The organism is Enterobacter sp. Res13-Sevr-PEC09-46 (assembly GCF_015672585.1).
Lineage (GTDB): Bacteria > Pseudomonadota > Gammaproteobacteria > Enterobacterales > Enterobacteriaceae > Enterobacter > Enterobacter hormaechei_C.
Genome location: NZ_JADABR010000015.1, coordinates 14,463 through 31,657, shown reverse-complemented (window position 1 = coordinate 31,657; position 17,195 = coordinate 14,463). Strand labels below are relative to the sequence as shown.

The 17,195-nt window shown below is 60.6% G+C and carries 6 protein-coding genes; all 6 read right to left on the bottom strand.

Annotated elements, in window-relative coordinates:
- Nucleotides 1-36: 36 nt before the first annotated feature.
- The 6 genes from IMQ56_RS08145 to hisD all read right to left on the bottom strand — a co-directional run bounded on the left by IMQ56_RS08145 (nt 37) and on the right by hisD (nt 17,127).
- A complete protein-coding gene (locus IMQ56_RS08145) occupies nt 37-11,460 on the bottom strand; it encodes a BapA/Bap/LapF family large adhesin (protein ID WP_196063839.1) in 11,424 nt (3,807 codons plus the stop codon).
- Between the two features lie 864 nt (nt 11,461-12,324).
- Nucleotides 12,325-13,500 carry a hypothetical protein gene (locus IMQ56_RS08140; protein ID WP_063137302.1) on the bottom strand — a complete coding sequence of 392 codons (1,176 nt, stop codon included), beginning with the start codon at nt 13,498-13,500 and terminating at the stop codon, nt 12,325-12,327.
- A gap of 11 nt (nt 13,501-13,511) precedes the next feature.
- Nucleotides 13,512-14,303, bottom strand: a complete 792-nt coding sequence (locus IMQ56_RS08135; RefSeq protein ID WP_023295301.1) for an aldolase/citrate lyase family protein — start codon at nt 14,301-14,303, stop codon at nt 13,512-13,514.
- On the bottom strand, nt 14,285-15,028 hold the full coding sequence (locus IMQ56_RS08130; protein WP_063137301.1) for an alpha/beta hydrolase: 744 nt from the start codon (nt 15,026-15,028) through the stop codon (nt 14,285-14,287). The genes IMQ56_RS08135 and IMQ56_RS08130 overlap by 19 nt, the downstream gene beginning before the upstream one ends.
- A gap of 8 nt (nt 15,029-15,036) precedes the next feature.
- Nucleotides 15,037-15,801, bottom strand: coding sequence for an SDR family oxidoreductase (locus tag IMQ56_RS08125; RefSeq protein WP_023304287.1), 765 nt, complete (start codon nt 15,799-15,801; stop codon nt 15,037-15,039).
- Nucleotides 15,802-15,804: 3 nt separating this feature from the next.
- Entirely contained in the window at nt 15,805-17,127 is a 1,323-nt protein-coding gene (gene hisD, locus IMQ56_RS08120; RefSeq protein ID WP_017692807.1) for a histidinol dehydrogenase, read from the bottom strand.
- Nucleotides 17,128-17,195: the final 68 nt, after the last annotated feature.

Here is a 17,195-nt window from a genome sequence, read left to right as displayed (position 1 = left end):
CGCTGTGCGCGCCCGGGTCATTTATTGCAGGTGCTATCAGGTAATGATGTGTTGCTGGTTTACAAGCTCGTCGTAGGTGGTCTGAACGTTGTCCAGCGTAACGAGCGCAGATTTAGTGTAGGCGGCTCCCGTGCCGTCACGGTCGATGGAGATCACAGTATTGTTACCGCTTTGTGAAACAGACACATAGTTCCCCAGCGTCGACGCACTACCGTTCCAGCCCACCAGCAGATCGCCAATGTCGATCTTGTCTCCCTGCGTGAGGGAGAAGTTCGTCCAGTGGTCGCCCGTGCTGTTACCTGCGGTAGCGTTACCCGCCGTATTGTTCAACACCTGATAAATCAGCGTGTCGCCGTAGGCCGTGCCGCTAATCACATCGTTATGCTCCGAACTGACAAATTTCGGCGCCATGTCAATGGTCAGCGACGCGGTATCCGTGGTGCCGCTGGCATCGGTCAGGGTGTAGTTAAAGACCTCCTTGCTGGTAATGGTAGAGAGCGAGATCCCCGGGTTGAGGGTATAGGTGTAACTGCCGTCAGCGGCAATCGCCAGCGTCCCGTAGTGGCCCGTGATGTTGGACATCGTGCTGCCGGTGTACGGATCGAGCGTGGTGGTCATGCCGTCGAAGCCGGTGATGCTCACGCGGGTATCAACCGAGTGTAGCTGGTCCATCGCCCCTGCGGAGCCGGTGCCGTCGAAGATATTACCGTCAACGGTGTGGGTGCCCGTCGCGTCGTACTGCGACAGGGAGTAGGTCGTGCCGTTTACGCTTGGGGTAATGGTGATGTTCCCCACGCTCAGCCCCGGTACGCTGCCGGTAAAGTTCAGCGTATAGGTCCCGGCGTTGAGATCCAGCCCGGTCAGCGGAACGTCGATGCTGCCGCCCAGCAGTGAGCCTCCGCTGAAGGAGCCGCTGCGAATCACATTCGTCCCGTCAGTGATTGACCAGTTCACCGTCAGCCCGCCCAGCGACAGCAGCGAGGCCACGTTAAAGTGCAGCGAGGCGTTATGCAGCGCGGTGTTTGCATCCACCACGAAGGTTCCGCTTCCGCTGCCCTGCGTTGACCCCAACAGGGCGGTAGTCCAGCTGGCGGTGCCGACGGAGGTATCCGTATAGGTTGACGTATGGTGAACCGACGTTACGTCCATCGCGGTGCTGACATCGTTTACCGCATCCATTGGGCGCGCGGTTGGGGTGATGTTCAGCGAAGCCGTGTCTTTCGAGCCGTCAGGCGCGGTGATGGTGTAGACGAAGGTATCCGGCGTGCTGATATGGTCCGCCCCGACCCCGCTGTTCAGGGTGTAGGTGTACTCTCCGGCCGCGTTAATCCGCAGCGTACCGTACTCGCCGGTGATCTCCGTCAGGCCGCTGCTGTTCACCGCCATGCCGTTAACGTCGGAGACTACGGTACCCGCTGGCGCAATATCATCCGCCAGCACATCCCCGGTCGTGCTCTCGCTCACGCTTGCCACGCTGTAGACATGATCCTGCAAGACGTTCAGCGTGTAGGCCGTCAGCGCGGTGATCCCCGCCGCCGTATTGAGCAGGAACAGGTACTCGCCGGCGGGCAGATTCAGCGTCAGCTGCGAGGAGGTGCCGCCCAGCAGCGGCGCGCGCAGCCAGCCGGGTTCAACGCGCATCTGCTCGAAGGTCTGCGTCGCATTGTTGAACTTATAGATGTAGAGGTCGAACACCGAGGCCAGCGCCACGCCGCCCACGGACGCCTGAACGGTCATGGTGCGGGTGGTGCCTTCTTCTACGGAGTAGATGATCGGGTTGGCCAGATCGTCCAGCAGGTTCAGCCCCAGCGTATTGCCAAGGTTGATCCCCACCAGGGTAAAGCCGCCCTGCGACGAGGTGCCGTTGTTGATCGCCTCCACGGTGGTATCGAAGGTCAGCGAGGCGGTATCGTCCACGGCCACGATACCGCTGCTGCTGGTGCCTTCGCCCAGCGACAGCACCAGATTTGCCGAGGCGCTGGTGCCGTTGTGGGTGATGGTGTAGGTAAAGTTCTCCGTGCGCCCAATGACGGCGGCGCTGGTGTTGGTCAGGTTATAGGTATAGCTGCCGTCCAGGTTGATGGTCAGCGTGCCGTACTGCCCCTGAATCACCGTGCCGTCGGCCGTGACGCTGGTGGTGGTGCCCTGGGCGTTGGTGACAGCGGTGACGGTGGTGCCCGCCGGGGCGTTGTCGCTGCCTGCGGTTGGATCCACGTCGGTGATGACGTTCCCGACAACGCTGGTCTCGCCGGACACGGTGCCTGCGCTGGTCTCTTTCACCGCCACATCGAGGCTGGTGTAAGAGCCAGTTGCCAGCAGGTTAGTGTTGTAGCTCAGGACGCGATACTGACCATCCGCCAGGCCGGTCAGGTTCAGCGACACCCCCGTCGCGCCGAGGGTCAGCAGGTCAGCGAACTGCGGCTGTCCGGTGTCGACCACGGTGGTCCAGGTGTTGTTGGCGGCGTCAAAGCGCTGTACCACCAGCTCAAGGGTATTGAGCAGGGAAAGAACGGCCCCCGTGGCGTTGGCGTTCACGGCAATATCCGCACTGCCACCGCTGCCGACGGTGAAACCTACCTGCGCGGTGTCGTTGCCGAGCAGCGTCAGCACGTTACCTACGGCGCCCACCAGCAGGAAACCATAGTCGCTGTACTGCGAGTTGGTCACCGTTGCGGTGGTTGTCAGCGCCAGCTCTTCAACGTTGGTGCTGGCTGAGAGCGGCACCACCGGCGCAAGGGCTGAGCCGGGCAGCGAGACGTTGCCTGCCGCGTCGGTGGCGGTGATTTGCAGCGTCTGGCCTTCCGTCTGTTTATTGAGGAAGGTGTAGCTCCAGGAGCCGTTGCTGTCTGCCGTGGCGGTGACCGTTGAGTTATCCGCCAGACGGATGGTGACGGTACTGCCCGCTTCGGCGCTACCGGTCAGTACGCTGCCGTCTGCGTTGAAGGTCCCGGTCGGGGCCGTTGGCGCAGTGAGATCGACAATGACGGTGGTCGAGGTGGAAATCGGGCTGGTGCCCGAGCCGTTGCTCGCCGTGGCGGTGAAGGCATGCGGCCCTTCGCTCAGCACCGGCGTGGTGAAGCTCCAGTTGCCGCTGGCATTTGCGGTGACCGTGCCCATCAGCACCCCGTTGTTATAGAGGGTGATAGTCGCGTTTGGCTGCGCCGTGCCGCTCAGGGTTGGCGTGGTGTCATCGGTGGTTTTCCCGTTGGTCAGGTTGCCCGTCACCGTGCCAACGTTATCGTCGATGTTAGCGATAACCGGCGCGTTCGGGATCGTGGTGATCGGGGCAATCACGGAGGTGGTGATACCTGCGTTACCGGCCTTATCGGTAGCAAAGACAATCAGTGACTCCCCGCCGGTCTGTGGAGGGGTGAGGGTGGCGCTGAAGTTTCCGCTGCCGTCTGCGACGGCGGTACCAAGCACGGTTCCGGTGCTGCTGGTAATGGTGACGGTACTTCCTGCTTCCGCCGTACCGGTAACCTGCGTCCCGTTGGTGATCACCGCCAGCCCGGTTGGGGCTGGTGGCGGCGTCAGGTCAACGTTGATCGTGATAATCGGCGATGGCGCGCTGGTATTGCCCGCGGCATCGGTGGCGGTGGCGGTGAAGTTATGCGCGCCTTCGGTCAGCGTGGTGCTGGTTTGCGGCAGCGTCCAGTTGCCGTTGGCATCGGCAGTGACGGTTCCCACCAGCGTTGTGCCGTCGTAAATACGTACGGTGGCATTGGCTTCCGCCGTACCGTTTAAGGTCGGACGGGTGTCGTTGGTTGGGTTGGTGCCGGTGACAGGGCCGGTGACGGTTCCCACATCATCCACAATCGAGGTGATTGCCGGTGCGACAGGGGCGGTGGCATCCACATTGATGGTGTAACCCCCGGTCTGCGCGCTGGCGTTGCCCACGGCGTCGGTGGCGGAGAAGGTCAGATTATGCGGCCCGTCAGCCAGCGGGGTGGACGGCGTAAAGCTCCACGCGCCGCCGGTGGCGACCGCGGTGCCAATCTGTACCCCATTGTCATAGATGGTTACCGTCGCGCCGGCTTCTGCCGTACCGGTGAGCGTTGGACGTGCATCGTTGGTTAACCCGCCGTTGGCGACAGGCGTCGCAGCATTACCGACGTCGTCGGTGATGCTGGTCAGCACCGGTAGCGCTGGCGGCGTGGTGTCAATGGTCAGGCTGAAGTCGGCGGACGGCGCGCCGGTGTTCCCCGCCTGATCCGTTGCTTCTGCGGTAAAGGTGTGTGACCCGGTGCCCAGCGGCACGGTGATATCCACGGTCCAGTTGCCGTTAGCATCGGCAGTACCGGTGCCCACCAGCGTCGTGCCCTCGTAGATATTCACGGTGGCCAGCGGCTCGCTGGTCCCCACCAGGCGCGGGAGAGGATCGTTCGTGGTCTGGCCGGAGCCAATCGCCCCGGTGATGGTGCCAACATCGTCAATCGCCTGGGTGATAACCGGCGCGGCAGGCGCAGTCGTATCCACAACCAGCGTAAAGCCTGGTGAGGCAGGACTGACGTTGCCCGCGGCATCGGTTGCCGTGGCGGTCCAGGTGTGGCTGCCGTTTGCCAGCGTGCCGGTGGTGAAGCTCCATACGCCGTTGGCATCAGCCACGGCGGTGCCCACCTGCTGACCATTCTCATAGATGGTGATGGTCGCGTTGGCTGCCGCGGTGCCGTTCAGCGTTGGCGTGGTGTCGTCTGTGCTTTGTCCCGAGGCGACCGGGCCCAGCACGGGACCGGCATTGTCGGTGGCAGGGGTAAAGACCGGTGCGTCGGGCACCGACGTATCCACCGTCAGGTTGAACGGTGGCGAGGTGACCCCGGTATTGCCTGCGGCATCGGTGGCGTTGAAGGTAATGGTATGCGGCCCTTCACCCAGCGCGGTGGTCGGCGTGAAGGTCCAGTTACCCTGGGCGTTGACGACCGCCGTGCCGATTTCCACATCATCGACAATAACGTGCACCGTTGCGCCCACTTCCCCCGTACCGTTGAAGGTTGGACGGGTGTCGTTGGTGGAACCGTTGCTGGCGATGATTCCCGTTCCCGGGCTGACATCGTCTATCACCGTGGTAACCACCGGGGCCGCAGGGCCGGTGGTATCCACCGTAAAGGCGAACACTGGCGAGTTGGCGGAGACGTTTCCGACATCATCGCTGGCGTTGACGCGCAGGTTATATGTCCCGTCTGTCAGAACCGGATCCGGCGTAAAGGTCCAGTTACCGTTGCCGTCGACCGTAGTGGTACCAATCTCCACGCCGTTATTCAGAACGTGAATGGTGGTACCCGCCTGGCCGGTGCCGCTCAGGGTTGGCGTGGTGTCATTGGTGACCTGCCCGGCGGTAAGCGGGCCGGTTACGCCACCCGGAGCGTTGTCGCTGACCGTATCGATCGTCGGCACCTGTGGCGCCGTCAGATCGATATTGATGCTCCAGACGCCGGACGGCTGGCTGACGTTGCCCTGCGGATCCGTCGCTCTGACGGTAAAGTCATGCGTTCCTTCTCCGAGGGCGGTTTCAGGGGTAAATGTCCAGGCGCCGGTACCGTCTGCCGCCACCGTACCAATCTGCGTGGCGCCATCAAAAATGGCGACGACGCTGTTCGGCTCGGCGGTACCGGTCAGGGTTGGCGTGGTGTCGTTGGTTGGATCGCCGCTTGGGACAGGCGTTGCCGCATTGCCTGCGTTATCCGTCACGCTGGTAATCACCGGCGTGGTGGAGACGGTGTCGACCACAATGGTGATCCCGGCCGACGGGGTGCTCTCATTGCCTGCCGGGTCGGTGGCGGTCACGGTCAGGGTGTGGCTGCCGTCGTCCAGCGCAGGCGGCGTGTAGCTCCAGGTGCCGGTCGGACCGACAACAACGGTGCCCAGCGGGTCGCCGTTATTGTACACGGTAATGGTGTCCCCGGCCGTGCCTGTCCCGGTCAGGGTAGGACGGTTGTCGTTGGTGCTCTGCCCGTCGGCGATTGGGCCGGTGATCGGACCTACGTCATCAGTCACCGCACCGATGGCTGGCGCTGTCGGGGCGGTAAGGTCGACGGTCACGGTCGCGATCGGCGACTGTCCGCTGGTCTCGCCGGTGGTGATGTTTGTGGCGGTCACGGCAAAGGTGTGCGGCCCTTCCGTCAGCGGCAACAGCGGCGTGTAGCTCCAGTTGCCGTTATCATCCGCAACAACGTTCGTCAGCGGAACCAGCGCCCCATCCTGATAAATGGCGATCACGCTGCCCGGATCGGCGGTGCCGGTAAGGGTAGGCGTGACGTCATTGGTGGTTTTATCTTTCACATCACCAGTGACGGGATCGACGTCATCGTTGATCGCCGTAATCACCGGTACCGCAGGCAGCTCGAGCGGAGAGTCCGGCACGTCAAAGGTGGTTGACGGGCTGGCATTGCCTGCGGGGTCCGTGGCGGTGAGCGTCAGCGTCGCGGCATCCAACTGGGCCGGGGAGAGGGCAATGGAGAAGGTGCCTCCCGTCGCGACCCCGGTCCCGATGACATTGCCGTTGGCGTCACGAACCGTCACCGTGGTTCCGTCATCTGCCGTCCCGGTCAGCGGGGTGCCCTCCGCGGCAATGGTGATATTAGTTGGCGTTGCAGGCGGCAGGGTATCCACCGTCACGCTGAGATCCCCGGAGCTGGCGGAGGTATTCCCCGCCGCGTCACTCGCGGCCACTGAGAAGGTATGCGGCCCCTCGGTAAGCGCAGGGTCGGCGGTCCAGGACCATGTCCCGTTCGGCTGAACCTCCACGACCACCGGCGAGGCGACACCATCAACAGAAACGGTGACGCTCGAACCCGGCTCGCCAATCCCGGTGAGGGTTGGCGTACCGTCGCGGGTGTAAAGCACGCTGTTGGTCAGCTGGCTGTCAGAGACGGCGTCAATTTGCGGCACGGTTGGCGCCTGCGTATCAACCTCCACCGTAAAGACCGGGCTTACCGGGCTAACGTTACCGGCATCGTCCACCGCGGCGACGGTGATATTCAGCGGGCCGTCGGTCTGCGTCGGCAGGGTATAGGACCATCCGCCATTGACGACTTCAACGCGATCCACTTCCACGCCGTTGTTGTAGATGATCACCGTCTCGCCGGTGGTGCCGGTTCCGCTCAGGGTCGGTGTGGTGTCGTTAGTGGACCCGCCGTTCTGCGCGCCGGCGATGTCGCTGATAACAGGGGTGTCCGGGGCGAGGGTATCGACCGTTATCGTGATACCGGCTGATGGCACAGATTCGTTCCCGGCTTCATCGGTGGCGGTCGCCGTGTATTCATGCGTCCCTTCGCCAATGTTGCTCTCAGGACGCCAGCTCCAGTTACCGTTACCGTCCACCGTAACGCTGCCCACGGCCTGCGGCTCGCCTGTACCCACCTGGTCATAGATGGTAATGACGTCATTCGGCGTACCGGTGCCGCTCAGGACCGGACGCGGATCGTTGGTGGATTCGCCATCCAGCACGGGACCGGTGATCTGGCTTACGCTGTCTGTCACCGTTGGGGTTCCCGGCTGGGCAGGCGCGTCGGTATCAATGGTAATGGTCACCGGCGTGGACGGGGCGCTTTCGTTCCCGGCGCTGTCCTGGTTGGTCACCGTCAGGGAGAGATCGTAGGTGCCGTCAGGCAGCGGAGTGGTGGGTGTCCAGCTCCAGTTACCGTCGCCATCGATCTCGGCTTCACCAATTTTGGTGTCGCCATCGTAAATGTTGACGGTATCGCCCGGCGTGCCCGAGCCGCTCAGGGTTGGCGTGGTATCCCGGGTGGTCTCCCCAGGATTCAGGGCCGTCCCCGGCGTGCCGCCGTCCGGGTTGACGGTGATCTCAGGAATATCCGGCGTTGCAGGCGCTGTCGTGTCGATCGCCAGTTCAAACGGCGGCGAAATGGTGGTGTTACCCGCCTCATCCGTTGCGTGGACCGTCAGCGAGTGCGGGCCGTCCGTCAGCGGCGTGGTTGGCGTGAAGCTCCAGCCGCCGCTGCCGTCGAGCACCGCCGTGCCGAGCAGGGTGGTTCCGTCATAGATCGTGATGGTGGTGCCGTCCGGTGCGGTTCCCTGCAACTGCGGCAGCGTGTCGTCGGTGGTGTCCCCGCTGTTAAGCGGAAGCTGCACGGGCCCCACGTTATCGGAAACGGTGTCAATGGTGGCCGCCGGTGGCGGAGTCGTATCGACGGTAAAGGTAAAGCCGGCTGATGGTGCGCTGGCGTTGCCCGCCGCATCGCTCGCGACGACGGTGAACGTATGCTGCCCGTTCACTAATGGGGTAGTAGGCGTGAAGGTCCATGCGCCACCGCTGTTGACAACGGCAGTACCAATATCCTGTCCGTCCAGACGGATCGTCACGGTGGAGCCCGGCTCGCCGGTACCGTTCAGCGTCGGGAGCGTGTCGTTGGTGGTTTCATTGGTGTCGAGCGCACCCGTGCGGCCCGGTACGTCATCAATGACCTGCGTAATGGCCGGCGCGCCCGGGGCGGCGGTATCCACCGTGATGCTCCAGGTGTTCGATGTCCCGCTGAGGTTATTGTTGGCGTCAACCGCCGTCGCCGTCAGTACGTGCCCGCCGTCCGGTAGCGCGGTTTCCAGCGTGATGGACCACTGACCGTTCGCCGACACGACTGCGGTGCCAATTTCGGTAGTACCGCTGTAGAGGGTGATGGTGGTGCCAGGCTCGCCCGTTCCGTTGATGGTTGGCGTGCTGTCGTTGGTGAGACCGTTCTGGCTGACAGGACCGGTGACGCCGGGGGCATCATCCACCACGCCCGTGATGACCGGGGTTTGTGCCGCGGTGATGTCCGGCGCGTCAAACGGCGCGGTCGGACCGGTGTTTCCGGCGGTATCAGTGGCATCGGCGGTCAGGGCTTCGCCGTTGGCTTTCGGCGGGATCAGATCTACGCTGAAATTCCCCTGATCGTCGGCGACCGCTTCCCCGACCTTCACGCCATTTTCACGAATGGTGACGGTACTGCCCGGCTCGGCTGTACCGGTTACGGTGGTGCCGTCGGCAGAGATCACCACGTTTTCCGGCGCCAGCGGTGGCGTGCTGTCTGGCGCGTCGGCAAAGCCAGACGGGCTGGTGTTGCCGCTGCCGTCGGTGGCCGTCACTTCAAGGGCTTCGCCGTTGGTCTGGGCTGGCGAAATCGGGATGGTAAATGTGCCGTCCGGACCGGCGGTGGCCTGGCCGATGATCGTACCGTCCGGCGCTTTAATGATGATTGTGCTGTTTGGCTCGGCGGTTCCGCTGACGCTGGCCCCGTCTTCCGCCACCACCAGGTTGCCCGGTGCGGCAGGCGGGGTGATATCCGCTGCGTTAACCAGCGCCGGTGAGCTCTGGTTGCCTGCGGCATCGGAGGCGACCACGGAGATAATCTCACCGTTGGTCTGCGCAGGGTTCAGGTTGGCGACATAGTTGCCGTTGCTGTCGGCAGTGGCGGTCCCGATTTGCAGCCCGGCATTGTTGGTGATGACGATTTTACTGCCCGGCTCGGCGGTACCGGTGATCTGGGTGCCTGCGGAGTTGAGCGTCGCAACCGGCATGTCTGGCGGCGTAAGATCGACGGTAAAGTTGATCGGCTGAGACAGACCGCTCTGGTTGCCTGCCGCATCAGTTTCCCGCAGGGTAATCGAGTGTGCGCCTTCTGCCAGTGGACTCGTCGGCGTGATGCTCCAGGTACCGTTCGGCAGAACGGTGGTGGTGCCGATAACAACGCCGTTATCGTAAACCGTGATCGTGCTGCCCGGTTCGCCTCTGCCCGTCAGGCGCGGCTCTGAGGCATCGGTAAATTGCCCGGCACCGATCGCCCCTTTCAGTACGCCCGTGTCGTCGTTAATGATAAATCCGGAAGGCGTTTGCGGCGCGGTGACATCTACCGTGACGGTAAAGACCGGCGAGGCCGGGCCAGTGTTACCGGCGACGTCGGTAGCGCGCACGGTAAGCTGGTGGCTGCCTTCGCTCAGGTTCACCGACGGCGTAAAGCTCCAGCTTCCGTTACTGCCCACAACCGCTGTGCCAATGGCAATGCCGTTATCATAGATGGTGACCGTCGAGCCCGCTTCCGCCGTGCCGGTGAGCTGTGGCCGTGGGTCGTTGGTGCTGCTTCCACTCCCGAGCGTGCCGGTGCCAGGCGCAACATCATCGGTGATGCTGACGATCGCTGGCGCGCCAGGCGCGACGGTATCGACCACGAAGGTTACCGCCGTGGACGCCGGGCTGGTATTGCCTGCGGCATCGGTCGCGGTGGTGGTAATGGCGTGGCTGCCTTCAGACAGGTTGGTCGACGGGGTAAAGCTCCATTTCCCGGTGGCATCGGCTGTGGCGGTGCCAATCGGTTTCCCGTTGTCATAGAAGGTAATGACGGTGCCGGCTTCACTGATGCCGCTGAACGTCGGACGGGCATCGTCCGTGCGTTGTCCGTTGCTCAGCGGGCCTGTTTCGGCGCCCACGTTATCAATGACGGTGACAATCTCGGGTGCATCCGGCGCGGTTAAATCCGGTGCCGTGACCTGAACGCCCGGGCTGGTATTGCCGGACGGATCGGTGGCGGTAGCGGTGATCTGTTCTCCGTTGGTAAGCGGCGTACCGAGATCAATCGTAAATTTCCCGTCGCTGCCCGCTTTGCCCGTTCCGATGGTGTTGCCATCGGCATCTTTCAGGGTAACGGTGCTGCCCGGCTCAGCGGTACCGGTGACGGTTTTGCCGTCAGGAGAGACCTCCAGATTGGCCGGGGCATCCGGCGCGGTGAGATCCGGTGCCGTAACCTGACCGCCCTGGCTGGTATTGCCGGACGGATCGGTGGCGGTGGCGGTGATCTGTTCCCCGTTGGTGAGTGGCGTACCGAGATCAATCGTAAATTTCCCGTCGCTACCCGCCTTGCCCGTTCCGATGGTGTTGCCATCGGCATCTTTCAGGGTAATCGTGCTGCCCGGCTCAGCGGTACCGGTGACGGTTTTGCCGTCAGGTGAGACCTGTAGATTGGTGGGGGCATCCGGAGGCGTGGTATCTGGCTCGGAAGGATTTCCCGGATTGCCGGGATTCGGGCTGTTGTTATCGTCATCCCCGCCACCTCCACCGCCGGTTCCCGCCGCAATGGCAATCCCACCTGCGACGGCCAGGCCACCCAGCACCCAGGGCCACGCTGCGGCGCCGCCGGTATCACTCCCTGACGCCGCCAGTAGGGCGTCCGTGGAGGCGATGGATTCATAGGTGGCGGCACCGGTTGGATCTTCAATCCACCACAGCGCACCGTCGCTCTCCTCAAGCACCAGCTGGCTCACGCCCTGCGCGTCGGTGACGTAGAAATTCTTAAGGGTAATCACTTCGCCCGAGTTGAGGGTAATCACCAGATCGTTTCCGCTGCGGGAGTAACCTGAGATGTCGGCGCGATCCACGTTAAGTTTAACGATTGAGGAGTGATCGAGTGTTATCTGTGTCCCTTCCGTGGTCGTTTCCACGCCAGTTAGTTTCGATATAACAGATATTTGGCTCATACAGTTATTACTCCAGCAGAGTTATTGTTTACGGCGTGTCAGACGTGGCCATATTTTCTGAAGGGATGAGGGCGCTCCCGGCGAAAATACTGTGAATAAAACAGTATTTACCGTTGCTTTCTTTAGAGCGACCGAGATCCGCCAGCAATCAACGTGGCAACATCAGGGCGAAGCTAATTATTTACATGAGAAACTGTTATTTATTTATATTTTCGTGTTTTATAAGCCTTATTATTTGTGCAGGTATTATTTATTTTGCTGTAAAAATGATATAGCTATAAATATCTGAATGTGCAAATTAAGTGTCTGTAAACCCTGCACTGTGATTGCAGAGAAAATTAATTGATAGCGCGAATATATTTTGTTGGCTATGCGGACCGCGCCACAGAGGCGTTGGCGTACAGGCGGTCGGGATTAGGTAGTGGAAGAGATGATAGGGGGATAATACTGAATACACAGGCTTTATTTATAATTCCAGAGAATATTAATGACTGCTTAATTATGATTTAAGTTAGGGTAAATCATCTGCTGTATGATATATTTCAAAGAATCGCATTAATAAAATATATTTTCGGTTTGGGTTTGGATTCTGCTACGCATAAAAATAAACTGTCGACTTCACATATTTCATAAATAAAAAGGCCGAAGAAATGGCCTTTCTGAGGGGGGAGGTTTAGCCGAAAGAGATAATCCCCATTTCAATCAGTGCGGCGAGCGTCAGAAGAATAAAGAGGATAACGACTATGGGTCTGTACATTTGATTTTCCATCCATGTTTATCATGCAATCCGTTTTATGTGCATCATTATTGATGATGGTGCAGGCGATCCCTGCCCCCCTATTTTGCGCCACTTTGCCGTAAAAATCAGTTAGCTGCTGGCACTTTTTCTACTTTTTCTCCGGCCCGACGGGCCGTGGCTGGCAGGATGTCGGCATCCGCCACGTAGCCATCAGGATCGAGACAGCGATTGTGTTCTCTCGCCTGGTGCAGGATCGCTTCGTCCCAGTACAGGCGCTTACGCTGATCGCCCCGGGTCGTCAGAATAAACTCCACATTGCCATCAACCGCGCGGTAGCGGCGCCAGCTGTTTGCCGGAATGGAGATCACCGAACGTTCCGGGGCGATAATGCTGACTTCCTTACCCGCCTCGTTCCAGGTCACCTCCAGCTGGCCTTTAAAGACCATGATCACCTGAATATCCGGGCAGAGATGGCGACCGACAATGTGGTCGTCAGCAAGCCGCAGCCATTCGACGGAAAAACCGTGCGGGCTCAGGATAGCGGGAGCGGAATCCCGATCCTGTGAAATGCCGAAACCGATAACCGGCGCAATTTCGCCGCCGTGTCCCGGCAGCACCGAGTCCAGCAGTCCCTGCGCTGACCAGCAGCGATCATCGCCGGTTACCGCACGCTGGCGCATCTCCTCAACGCTGTAGTCACGCAGACCGGCAATATATTGCTCTGACAGCGGCGTCAGCAGCGTGGCGGGATCGGGCGTTGGTTCACCTGCCTCCTGCGCAATCAGCATATTATCCTTGCTGAGATACATACCGTACTCGCTGGCGGCCGCCAGCACTGATGGGTGCCAGATGATGCCGCCCGTGTTGTCCCCGCCGAGCACGGTAAATACCATGCCGCAGGTATCTTCTCTACTGACGTTGGTGAAACCGCGGAAGATCCAGGTCGGTATTGAGAGGATGGTGGGCGCGCTAAATTCCGCTTCATGCTCGCCGTTGGCGCCCCAGCGAAAACGCCATGTCCCTTCATGGATCAGGAACACTTCTGCGGTGAAATGCAGATGCAGGTTATTGGTTACCCCTTTCGGCATAGCCGCCGCGCCAATGTTAAAGCCGTGCGGCTCGGGGATATTAACAATCTGCTCGCTGGACTGAGTTACACCCGGGCCGATGAAGGAATAGTTTTGTTTGAGATGCGAACCGGGCAGCTTGCAATCAATAAAAGCAAGATTGCAGGAAACCATATCGTCGGGGGCGATTAACCGTGTTCGTGCCTGGCTCTGGCTAAGATGGATAGTTTTCATCATTTCTCCTTTTAATAACCGGATGCACCGGTGGTAGGGATGGCGTTGCCGCGGGCGAGGGCAATTGCTTCACGTGAGGCGCGACCCAGCTGCATAACGTCGTTTGCAGGGGTAACAAACTGGAAACCCTGTGCAATACGCGCTGCGGCGGCCGCGCCGGAAGTGCAGAAAATACCGGCAATCTTCTGCTGCTGGCGGCAGCAGTGAATCACCCGCTCAATAGCAGCAAGCATTTCGGGATGTTGGGATTCGGCGCTGGCGCTGCCGGTCAGCGTCAGCGAGAGATCGTTGGGGCCAATAAACACACCGTCCAGCCCTTCGGTATCAAGGATGGCGTCAAGATCCGCCAGCCCTTCGCGGGTTTCGATCATTGCCAGCGTCAGGATCTCGTCGTTAGCGTGCTGTGGATAATCACTGCCGCCGTAGAGTAGACCTCTGGCCGGACCAAAGGAGCGAACACCCAGCGGTGGATAGCGACAGGCAGCGACAAAACGGCGAGCCTGTTCCGCGCTGGAGATCATCGGACAGATTACGCCATACGCGCCGGCGTCTAATACGCGCATGATTTGCGCCGGATCGTTATCTGCCACCCTCACCAGCGGCACGGCAGGCGTGCTCGATAGCGCCTGTAGCATCGACAACGCGCTGGCAAAATCAATCATGCCGTGCTGCAAATCGACGGTGACGGCGTCGTAACCCTGATGGCCCATAATTTCCGCGCTATACCCGGACGGGATCGCCAGCCAGCCGTTAACGATCGGGGTATTTTCCAGAAATGCGGTCTTTAAACTGTTTTTGCGCACTGTATGCACTCCGTTATCCACTGACGCAGCAGCGGCGCGATCTCATCCGGGGTTTCCAGCGGAATAAAATGCCCGCCAGCCTCCACCGTATGCCTGGTCACGTTCGCGTTGCCTGCTGCCAGTAGCTGATGATGATGGGGCGTGCAGATAACGTCCTGCGCGCCGTTTAGAAGTAATGTGGGGCAGGAGAGGGCGTTAAACGCAGACCGGTTGTCCTGCCGGTGAATGGCCATTTCCGTTTGCTCCGCAAAGGTCTCAATGCCGCACTCTTGCGCCATTCGGCAAATAGTCTCTTGCAGGATCCGATCGGACAGACGTGACGGGGCGACATAGCTCTGCCACAGCGAGGAGACCAGCCAGTCGGCCAGGCCCCGCGCCTGTGCGGTGTGTACCGCTTCCCGGCGTGAAGCAAGGGTGTCTGGCGCAACGGGCAACGGATTAACGGAAATCAGCGTCAGCCCGTTCACTCTTTCTGGCGCGTCGGCGGCCATTTGCAGCGCGACAATCGCGCCGAGCGAAAAGCCCGCCAGCAGAAAGCGCGGCGGCAGAACCTTTAACAACCGCCGTGACGCCTGCGGCGCGGACTCTGCGCCCGTCAGCGTGATGCACAGCACCGCTGAGACGTTCAGCCGTTCAATGACGGGCTGCCAGAGCCGGGCGTTACACAGCGTGCCGCCAAGCAGAACCAGCGGCAGATCGGTATTGTCCAGAAGCGGATATTCCATTGCATCCCTCACGTAGCCGTCCAGCCGCCGTCAACCATCAGGGCGCTGCCGGTGATCAGCCCGGCGGCCTCAGAGGCGAGGAACACTACCGGCCCCATAATGTCCTCCAGCCTGCCTGGCCGGCGCAGTTTGATGTTGTCCAGCACATAGCGGCGAAATGCCGGGTCGGCGAGCGACGAACGCGTCAGGTCGGTTTCAATGAAGGTCGGGCACAGCGTATTGACACGGATCCCCGCATCGCCCAGCTCCAGCGCCATCGTTCGGGTTAACCCTTCAAGCGCGAATTTGGAGGCACAGTACACGCTACGCTCGGGGCCACCAACGTGTCCCATTTGCGATGAGATGTGAATAATCGATCCCCCCTTACCGTCCGCCCGCATTCTGCGCGCCACATGCTGGCTGATAAAAAAGGTGGCGCGCAGGTTAAGCGCCATCACCGCATCGAAATTTTCCTCGTTCACCTCAAGAAACGGCTGGTGGCGGGCCAGCCCGGCACTGTTCACCAGAATGTCGGGCGTGGGCAACGTCGCCAGCACACGCGCCACCTCCTGAGTGTCGGTAATATCCAGTTCCAGCGGGTGAAATGCGAGACTGTGTTCCGCTGCCAGACCTGTGGCATGCGCCAGCGCCTCGCGGCCCCGGGCGGCGATCCATACCTCTGCTCCCGCTTGTGCGAGGGCGACGGCGGCGGCGAAGCCAATCCCTCTTGACCCGCCGGTCACCAGCGCGCGTTTGCCGTGCAGGGTGAAAGAGGGCGTTTGCAAAAGCGTCATGACTTACACCTTTTCCCTGACCGGGGCCGGTGTGGCGTAGGGAACTTCCGTCTGGCCATAACGGCGCACGCGAATATTGGCCTGCTCGGCATGTCCGGCGAACCCTTCCAGCAGCGACAGACGGGAACAATAGCTGCCGATTTCGGCAGTGGCTTCGTCGCTGAGGACTTTCTGGAAGGTGCAGGTTTTCATGAACTTGCCCACCCACAGGCCGCCGGTATAACGTGCGGCTTTCTGCGTGGGCAGGGTGTGGTTGGTGCCGATCACCTTATCGCCGTAGGCCACGTTAGTACGCGGTCCAAGGAACAGCGCGCCGTAATTGGTCAGGTTAGCCAGGAACCAGTCGTCCCGGTCGGTCATCACCTGAACATGTTCGGAAGCGATACGATCTGCCTCCAGCAGCATCTCTTCGTGGCTGTCGCAGACGATGATTTCCCCGTAGTCCTGCCACGACTGGCGGGCAATGTCGGCGGTAGGGAGCTTTTCCAGCAGCCGTTCCACTTCGCTGAGCGTCTCTTTGGCAAGTTGAAGCGAGTTCGTCAGCAGGATGGCAGGGGTGGTGACGCCGTGTTCGGCCTGGCCCAGCAGGTCCGTGGCGCACATTTCCGCGTCAACAGTGTCATCGGCAATCACCAGCGTTTCCGTCGGACCGGCAAACAGATCGATACCTACCCGGCCGAATAGCTGGCGTTTGGCCTCCGCGACGAAGGCGTTACCGGGCCCGACCAGCATGTCGACCGGTGCCAGCGAGTCCGTGCCCAGCGCCATGGCGCCTATCGCCTGAATGCCGCCAAGGGCATAGATTTCCGTTGCGCCAGCCATTTTTTGCGCCGCGACAATCGCCGGGGCGGGCTGACCGTTAAACGGCGGGGCACAGCTGATGATTCTTGAACACCCCGCCACGCTGGCAGTGATGATCGACATGTGCGCGGAGGCGAGCAGGGGATATTTTCCGCCAGGCACGTAACATCCTACGGCGTTAATCGGAATATTTTTATGTCCGAGGATCACCCCGGGACGCGTTTCAATTTCCAGGTCCCGCAGACATTCTTTCTGCGCGCGGGCAAAATTCGCCACCTGCTGTTGGGCAAATTCAATATCCTGAATATCCTGGCGGCTTAACTGTTTTATGCAGCGGTCAATCTCCGCGGACGTCAGACGATAATCCTGACGGTCATAACGATCGAATTTAATGGATAATTCGCGAATGGCTTTATTTCCGCGTTTTTCAATATCCGCAAGTATTTGTTCAACCGTTTCTCTTATTTGCTGGTTGGCTTGCTGGCGCTCTTCGGTAGATTTACCGGTTTTTAATTTCCAGGACACTCGCTTCTCCTTACCTTTTTCAGATGTCAGTTGTCCTCCCGGCGAGCCGGGAAAGGGTGTTTACTTCA

Excerpts from the sequence above, each read along its gene's own strand:
- IMQ56_RS08145 (WP_196063839.1), bottom strand. The coding sequence starts at position 11,460 with ATGAGCCAAATATCTGTTATATCGAAACTAACTGGCGTGGAAACGACC.
- IMQ56_RS08130 (WP_063137301.1), bottom strand. The coding sequence starts at position 15,028 with ATGGAATATCCGCTTCTGGACAATACCGATCTGCCGCTGGTTCTGCTT.
- IMQ56_RS08140 (WP_063137302.1), bottom strand. The coding sequence starts at position 13,500 with ATGAAAACTATCCATCTTAGCCAGAGCCAGGCACGAACACGGTTAATC.
- IMQ56_RS08125 (WP_023304287.1), bottom strand. The coding sequence starts at position 15,801 with ATGACGCTTTTGCAAACGCCCTCTTTCACCCTGCACGGCAAACGCGCG.